7 protein-coding genes are annotated in these 7,112 nt (G+C 62.4%); 1 reads left to right on the top strand and 6 read right to left on the bottom strand.

Annotation, left to right across the window (positions count from 1 at the left end; genetic code table 11):
- From GRI59_RS15465 to GRI59_RS15445, 5 genes are all read right to left on the bottom strand, one after another.
- Window positions 1-223, bottom strand: a 223-nt coding sequence (locus GRI59_RS15465; protein ID WP_160762155.1) for a recombinase family protein, incomplete at its 3' end; no start/stop codon positions are given.
- The gene (locus tag GRI59_RS15460; RefSeq protein WP_237440897.1) at window positions 220-645 is read right to left on the bottom strand and encodes a DUF2924 domain-containing protein; all 426 of its coding nucleotides are present in this window, start codon (window positions 643-645) and stop codon (window positions 220-222) included. The genes GRI59_RS15465 and GRI59_RS15460, both read right to left, overlap by 4 nt.
- On the bottom strand, window positions 642-896 hold the full coding sequence (locus tag GRI59_RS15455; protein WP_237440896.1) for a DUF3489 domain-containing protein: 255 nt from the start codon (window positions 894-896) through the stop codon (window positions 642-644). Before GRI59_RS15455 ends, GRI59_RS15460 begins: the two co-directional genes overlap by 4 nt.
- A gap of 611 nt (window positions 897-1,507) precedes the next feature.
- Window positions 1,508-2,638: a pyridoxal phosphate-dependent aminotransferase gene (locus GRI59_RS15450; protein ID WP_160762153.1), complete on the bottom strand. Its 1,131-nt coding sequence runs from the start codon at window positions 2,636-2,638 to the stop codon at window positions 1,508-1,510.
- Between the two features lie 32 nt (window positions 2,639-2,670).
- Complete coding sequence (locus GRI59_RS15445) at window positions 2,671-3,489, bottom strand: sulfite exporter TauE/SafE family protein (protein WP_419866810.1); 819 nt, start codon at window positions 3,487-3,489, stop codon at window positions 2,671-2,673.
- Window positions 3,490-3,829: 340 nt separating this feature from the next.
- Here GRI59_RS15445 and GRI59_RS15440 point away from each other — a divergent pair, with 340 nt between their 5' ends.
- Window positions 3,830-6,526, top strand: coding sequence for a TonB-dependent receptor plug domain-containing protein (locus GRI59_RS15440; protein ID WP_237440895.1), 2,697 nt, complete (start codon window positions 3,830-3,832; stop codon window positions 6,524-6,526).
- Between the two features lie 64 nt (window positions 6,527-6,590).
- Here the strand turns inward: GRI59_RS15440 and GRI59_RS15435 are convergent, their stop codons facing one another.
- Window positions 6,591-7,112, bottom strand: coding sequence for a GNAT family N-acetyltransferase (locus tag GRI59_RS15435; RefSeq protein ID WP_160762150.1), 522 nt, complete (start codon window positions 7,110-7,112; stop codon window positions 6,591-6,593).

The raw sequence follows: 7,112 nt of genomic DNA, 5'->3' as shown, positions 1-7,112 counted from the left end.
CTTTGACCTCGGCTAGCAGGCGCTGGAGCGCAGGGCGCTCCAGCGTACCACCTGACAGACCGCCGTCGTCATAGCGGTCGGGGAGTAGCTTCCACCCCTCTCCGGTCTGGCTCATGATATAGGCACTGCAGGCCTCGCGCTGGGCATCCAGCGAGTTGAATTCCTGCTCCAGACCTTCGTCGCTCGATTTGCGGGTGTAGATTGCGCAACGGACGGTCTTCATGCTGCTGCCTTCTTGGTCTTGACCCTGAAGAAGGCCGGGCCCGACCAGCGGGTACCGGTGATCTCGCGTGCAACCCTGCTTAGGGAAGGCCAGCGTGCACCATTCCAGGTTATCGCTCCATCCTCGCCGATGTTGACCATGTGGAGCGTTCCGTTCCATTCGCGCACCAGGCGCATCGCGGGCTGCGCATCGCGGGTCTCAGTCTTGGCGCCAGCGAGCTGATCCAGTTTCTGCTGCGTTCGCCCCGACAGGCCGCCATAAGCATAGGCCTGCATTTCCCAGCTCAGCGCGCCGCGCAGCAGGGCGGGGCTAACCTTGGGAACGGGGCGACCGGTGAGTGAGGACCACTTGCAGCGTAGCTGCGCTGACGACAATGTCGCCAGCGCAGCCAGGTCTTGCTCGAGCTGCTCGGCAGCCATCATGCGGGTACGACGACGCGGTAGCAGGTGGCATCGCCGCGCTTGCTCTTCTCCAGCACATAGCCCTTTTTGCGCAGGCCGGTGAGGGCAGCACGGGCCGAGTGCGGCAACCAGCCGGTGGCCTCGGCGATCTCGCCCAGACTTGCGCCTTCGGTGCGGCGCATCAGCTCGACCACCGCATCGATCTTGTGGGGGCGGGGAGGGGAAGTGTCGGCGATAGTGAGGGTGCTGATTGTCTTTGCCGTACGGGCCATGAGGTGTCTCCAGTGTAGGAAGCGTCCTAGTGTAGCTCCCACCACCTTAAGCCCCGGTCGCTCGCATGCGTCGGGGTTGCCGCACGCGGACGACTGCGCCTCGCTGGCAGAGCAACACATGCTCCACCGTGCGGGAAAGTCTAATGGAATGTGCAATGGTTCTAGAAGGCGGCCAGGCCCTTCGGCTGAAGCAGGTCCGGCATCGCTGTGTCACGCAGGTCGGCAAGTTTCCACCCACTTGCGGTCATGAGCGCGGCCGATCCTCGACCCCGAAAGCGGCATGTCGGCATTTAATGGAACCAGACGTTCATTGTGGCGGACGTGAATTACTGAATTTGGGTCGGAAGCGGCAGAAAGCTCTTGGGACAAAAATGACGCCTGTCACCGTCTACTCGAACGGCCGGTCCCGCCGAAACCGGCGGTTCGTGAAGCGGAAAAACTGGCACCGGTTAACCCGGCAACCGGTCGCGAACGCCTTGCCATTATCCATCTTCAGTCCGGCGTCCGATTGCATCGGCTTAACCGATCAAACCCTTCAGGTTTGTCGAAGTTTCGATGTTGTCAGGTGCCAGGCCGCCTTCGAAAGCATCGTCAAATCGCCGTGCGCGTAACTAGCCCCACAACTGCGCGGACAGTTCGGGCAAGGCGGCGGCATAGCGTGCAACATCCTCCAGCTTGCCGGTGCTGACCCGCGAATAGCCGGTGAGGCTGCCATAGGCCCCGCGGATCGAAATCCCGCGTGCGGCCATGGCATCGCGCAGGGCATTGGCGTCAGGGACCATGACGAACACGAAATTGGTCTGCGATGGCAACGCCTTCAGGTCGGCCTTGCTGACCGCATCAAGGATCATCTGCCGCCCTTCCAGCACCGCAGCCCGCGATTGCTGGAGGAAGGGCGTGTCGTTGAAGCTGGCAATGGCCGCAGCAAGCCCGCCAAGATTGCCGCCGAAGCTCATCTGGTGCGAACGGATCAGCGCGGCGTTTTCCTCGCTGGCGATGGCATAGCCGACGCGCAGGCCCGCCATGCCGTAGATTTTCGAGAAGGTCCGGCAAACGATAACATTGGCCCCGGCGCGCACCATGTCGATCATCGAATTGTCTTCGGGCCGGTCGGTCAACTCGTTATAGGCCTCGTCCACTAGCACAGTTGCCTTGGGGGAAACCTTGGTGACGAAGGCCTTGAGATCGCCTGACGGGATCAGGATGCCGGTTGGGTTGTTGGGGTTGCAGATCTGCACCATCGACACGCGGTCATCGACCGCCGCCGCCATTGCGGTGAGGTCAACGCCCATGTCCGAGGTCATCGGCACGCGTAACGCCTTCACGCCCTGGCGCTCGCCGTAAAGCACGGTCGTATCCCAGAACAGATCGGGGCACAGGATCGCTCCCTTGCGGCCCCATGCCAGCGCGGCGGCGCACAGCACCTCGGTTGAACCCTCACCGATGACGACCTGTGCCGGGGTGACATTGAACCGCTCGGCAATCATCGCCGTCAGCTTGGCGTGGCCGCGATCATTGTAATAGCAGCCCATCTTGGCCGTTTCGCTGATCGCCCGCAGCGCACTGGGCGCTGGGCCATAGGGGTTTTCGTTGCGGCTGAGCAGTGCTTGCCCGATCTTCGGCCCGAAATCCGGCTCGACCGCGGCGGCGGCGGTTGCCGCGCTCAGACCGGGAAGCGGAAGGACGCTGAGGCCGCCGGCAACCCCGGCTCCTGCGAGAAATGAACGGCGAGTGGTCGACATAGAGCAAGTCCTTGTGTTGTTTGTTGAAACCATCAAAAACGCGTGATCATCACTAGTCCGATAAATGCGAGATAAAGGCCAAAGCACGCGCGCAGGATCGCGGCGGGAAGATGATGCGCGGCGGCAACGCCATGCGGCGCGAACAACATCGATGTTGCGATCAGGGCGGCGGCAGCGGGCAGATTGACATAGCCCAGCGATCCCCAGCCGATGCCTTCGGCGCCAAAGCCGATGACCATGAAGCCGATGGTGGACGGCAGGGCGATGATCGCGCCCATCCCGGCCGCTGTGCCGATGGCCCGGTGGATCGGAGCGCCGCAGACCGTCATCGTCACGGTGGTCACTGTGCCGCCGCCAATGCCCAGCAAGGTCGAAAACGCCCCTAGCGCGCTGGCGATACCGGCGCGCGGAAGCCCTGTGGGCAAGCCAGCAAACAGCGGTTCGCCCTTGCGCGCGGGCAGCAGGAAATAGACCGCAAAGCCCAGCACACCGATCCCGAAGATCAGCGCCAACTGGCGGCTCGAAATCATGCCCGCCACCAGCGTGCCGACGGCTGTGCCCAGCACCACCCACACTGCCCAGCTGCGAAGCAGGTCGAAATCGACCGCGTCGCGTTTGGCATGGCTCTGTGTCGAACGCAGCGATGTGAAGATGATCGAGGCCAGCGACGTGCCGACCGACACATGTGCAATCTCTTGTGGCGCGACCCCGATCAGCGGCAGCAGGAAGATCAGCGCGGGCACGACAACAAAGCCGCCGCCGATGCCGAACAGGCCGCCGGCAAAGCCGGCAGCAGCGCCAGCCGCCAACAAGGCCGGGACGGCGAACAGAAGCGTCGAGAGGTCAATCACAACCCGCATTGATAATTAGACTGCCGGATTCGCCAAGCGGTTTGTTGCGCCGCACAAGCAAGGTGCGATACAAAGGCACGTGGAATCGCCCAATTTTGCAATTTAAGGATATTATTACGCAATAAGATTTTGCGTAATACCTATTATTAGAAATATTCGGTTTCAGCAGAGCATGAATCGTAAATACTACGTCATTTAACCACCTATAAATCATAGATTTATTGCAGCATGAATAATGGCCCGTGTTATTGTTGCGTCGCAACAATAATGAAAAGGGGCCCTCTTCATGCGTTTTCGTTACCTTCTCCTTGCGTCGCTTGTCGTCCCTGCATCGCCCGTCATGGCCCAGCAGGAAGCGTCCGAATCGGATGCGGCGACAAGCCCCTCGGAACAGGCGATTGTCGTTACCGGCACGCGCCGGACGGATCGTACCGTGCTAGAAAGCTCGGCGCCGGTCGATGTCTTCAGCGCAGATGATTTCAAGGCGCAGCCCGCCCCGCAATTGCAGACCATCCTTCAGACCCTCGTCCCCTCCTTCAACCAGCAGCGCAACCTGCTTGGCGATGCTTCCGCTTTCATCCGCCCGCCGACGCTGCGCGGCCTGCCGTCCGACCAGATTCTCGTACTCCTCAACGGCAAGCGCGTTCACCGCTCGGCGCTGGTGCAGCTCCAGGGCGGCGCGCTTAACGCCGGAGCGCAGGGCGCAGACCTTTCGCAGATTTCCAGCGCCGCGGTCGGCCGCGTGGAAGTGCTTCGTGACGGCGCGGCCGCGCAATATGGTTCGGACGCAATTGCGGGTGTGATCAACATCGGCCTGCGCCGCGACACCGGCTACGAGGTGACCGCGCGTTACGGCCAGTCCTATGCCGGCGATGGCGAGGACACCCAGCTCACCGCCTTTTACGGGGCCGAGCTTGGTGAAAACGGCGGGTTCTTCAATACGACCTTTGAATTCATCGACCAGAACGTCTTCGACCGATCGGTGGAGCGTCCCGCGATCGCGCCGCTCGCCGCGCTCGGCATCACCCCCGATCGGCCGACCGGCAACCGCCTCGGCGGGCCTGAAAACCGCGCCTACCGCGCCACCATCAACACTGAGATTCCGGCGGGCGATACGATCTTCTACGCCTTTGCCAACTACGGCTATCAGCGGCAGGGGAACGATTTCAACTACCGTTCACCGCGCACGGTGACCCACCTGCCGATCCCCGGCCGCCCTGGCACGAACTCAACCGGTCGCGCCGTGCCCATCAACTACCTCACGCAGATCGGTTTCGACGCACAGGGACGCCCGCAGTGGGATCTCAACGGAGCGACGTTCGACATCTTCAACGACAGCCGCTTCCCTGACCAAGCCAACGGCTTCATCCCGTTCTTCGAACAGACCAATGAAGACATCGGCATCGTTGGTGGTTTCAAGGGCGACATGTCGGGCGTGAACTACGACTTCTCCTTGATGTACGGCGTCAACCAGGTCCGTTACTTCATGAGCGATACGATCAACGCGTCGCTCGGGCCGAACACGCCAACCGAATTCTACATGGGCAAGTTCGTCCAGCGTGAATTCAACTTCAACGGCGACTTCAACACCGAGGCCGAGATCGGCCTTGCCGAACCGCTGTTCATTGCCTGGGGTGTGGAAGTGCGGCGTGAGGCATTCGAGGTCGGTCTGGGCGACACGCCCTCGTGGCAGATCGGCCCCTATGCCTCGCAGCGCCTGTTCCAGTGCACGCTCAACGCCGCCCCCGTGCCGTGTTCGACCCCGGGTGCCTCCGCCCCGACATTTGTCCGTACGCAGGTTGCGCTGCCGGGCTCCAACGGCTTCCAAGGCTTCGGGCCTGCGTCGGTGATCGAAGGCGGGCGCAACAACTATTCGGGCTACATCGATCTCGATGCCACGCTGATCGAAGGCCTCGATGTCGGGGTTGCGGCACGCTACGACTATTTCGACGACTTCGGCGACACCTTCAACGGCAAGCTCTCTGTGCGTTATGAAATCACCGATGCCATCGCTCTGCGCGGCACGGCCTCGACCGGGTTCCGCGCGCCGACCCCGGGCCAGCAATTCACGCAGAACCTGACCACCGGCTTCCCCTTCGGCTCGACCGTGCCGCTCGGCACGCTTGTGGCGCGGCCGGATAGCGAAATCGGCCAGTTCTACCTTGCTGAATCGCTCACGCCGGAAAAGTCGGTCAGCTTCTCGGGCGGGGTGGTGATCCAGCCTGGCGGTGGGTTCAATGTCACCATCGATTACTACAACATCGAGGTCACCGACCGCATCGGCCTGTCGGGGCAGATCAACCCCAACATCGTCAACGCGAACGGCCAGACCGACGCACAATTCCTGCTCGCGCAGGGCGTGGCCGAAGCGGCGGAACTGGGCGCGGTGCGGTACTTCACCAACGCCTTCGATACCCGCACCCAAGGCTTCGATGTGATCATCTCGCACGAAGCCGACACCGGCATCGGGCGGTTCAACACCAATCTGGCAGTCAACTACAACACGACCGAGGTGACCGACCGTAAGGTCATCAACGGCACCCTGGCGAGCGGGCGGGTGCTGTCGAACTTCCAGCCGGTCGACGATGTTAGGGTCGGCAATATCGAGGAATCAGTTCCGCGCTGGCGGGCGGTGCTCTCGACCAGCTGGCGCGAGGATATCTTCGATGCCACGGCGCGGGTGAGTTACTTCGGCAGCTTCACCAGCTTCTTCGATCCGATCACCAGCGGCATCGGCCCGACGCCAACCGCTGGCGGCATCAACACGCTAGCTGATGCGCAGGCGCTCTACCCGGTGCCGTTCGCCAAGAAGTTCGACGCGCAGGCGAGCTTCGATATCGAGGTGGGCCTGACCTTCTTCGAAAAGTACCGCATCGCGGTGGGGGCGCAGAACCTGTTCGACACCTTGGCCGAGCGTGAAACCCGCAACATCTTTGCCGGTACTGGCGGGGCGGCGAACGGGTCAATCTACAACGACAATTCCCCGATCGGCTGGATGGGCGGGTTCTGGTACGCGCGAGTGACCGCCAGCTTCTGAGCCATGGCATCACGGGCGCGGGGTCGGCCTTGGCTGACCCCGCGCCCTTTGATTCCGCCTCCGCTTACAACTGCTTGCGCATCGGGATCAGCGGCACGTCAGCATAATGGACCCGCTCGCCGATGGCGCGGTAGCCGCAGCGGCGGTAAAGCGGTTCACCCGCTAGTGTGCTCATCAGGTCGATCTCGCGGAAACCCGCGGTGCGCGCAGCATCTTCGGCGGCGGTCAGGATCGCCCTGCCGATTCCGCGCCGCACGTAATCGGGATGGGTGTACATCGCCCTGATCCGCGCAGGCTCACTGGCCGGATCGAGGGGTGAAGGATCGATAAGGTCGCCCGCGCCATCCCCGCCAAACAGCGTCCGCCGCCAGCTCCACCCGCCACATCCGGCGATCCGATCATCGATCACCGCGCAGAAGTAGGTCGCATCGCGCACAAGCTGCGTGTCGACCCCCATGAACCGCCGGCTCGCCTCGATCTCCGATTGCGAGAGAAAGTTGCCCTGCAAGCCGGTAACGGCGCGTTCAATGATGGCCGCAATCGCAGGAAGGTCACCATCGGTGGCAATGTGGACAGTTAAACCCAT

Source organism: Erythrobacter ramosus, from assembly GCF_009828055.1.
Taxonomy (GTDB): Bacteria; Pseudomonadota; Alphaproteobacteria; order Sphingomonadales; family Sphingomonadaceae; genus Erythrobacter; species Erythrobacter ramosus.
This window is presented reverse-complemented; position numbering and strand designations above follow the sequence as displayed.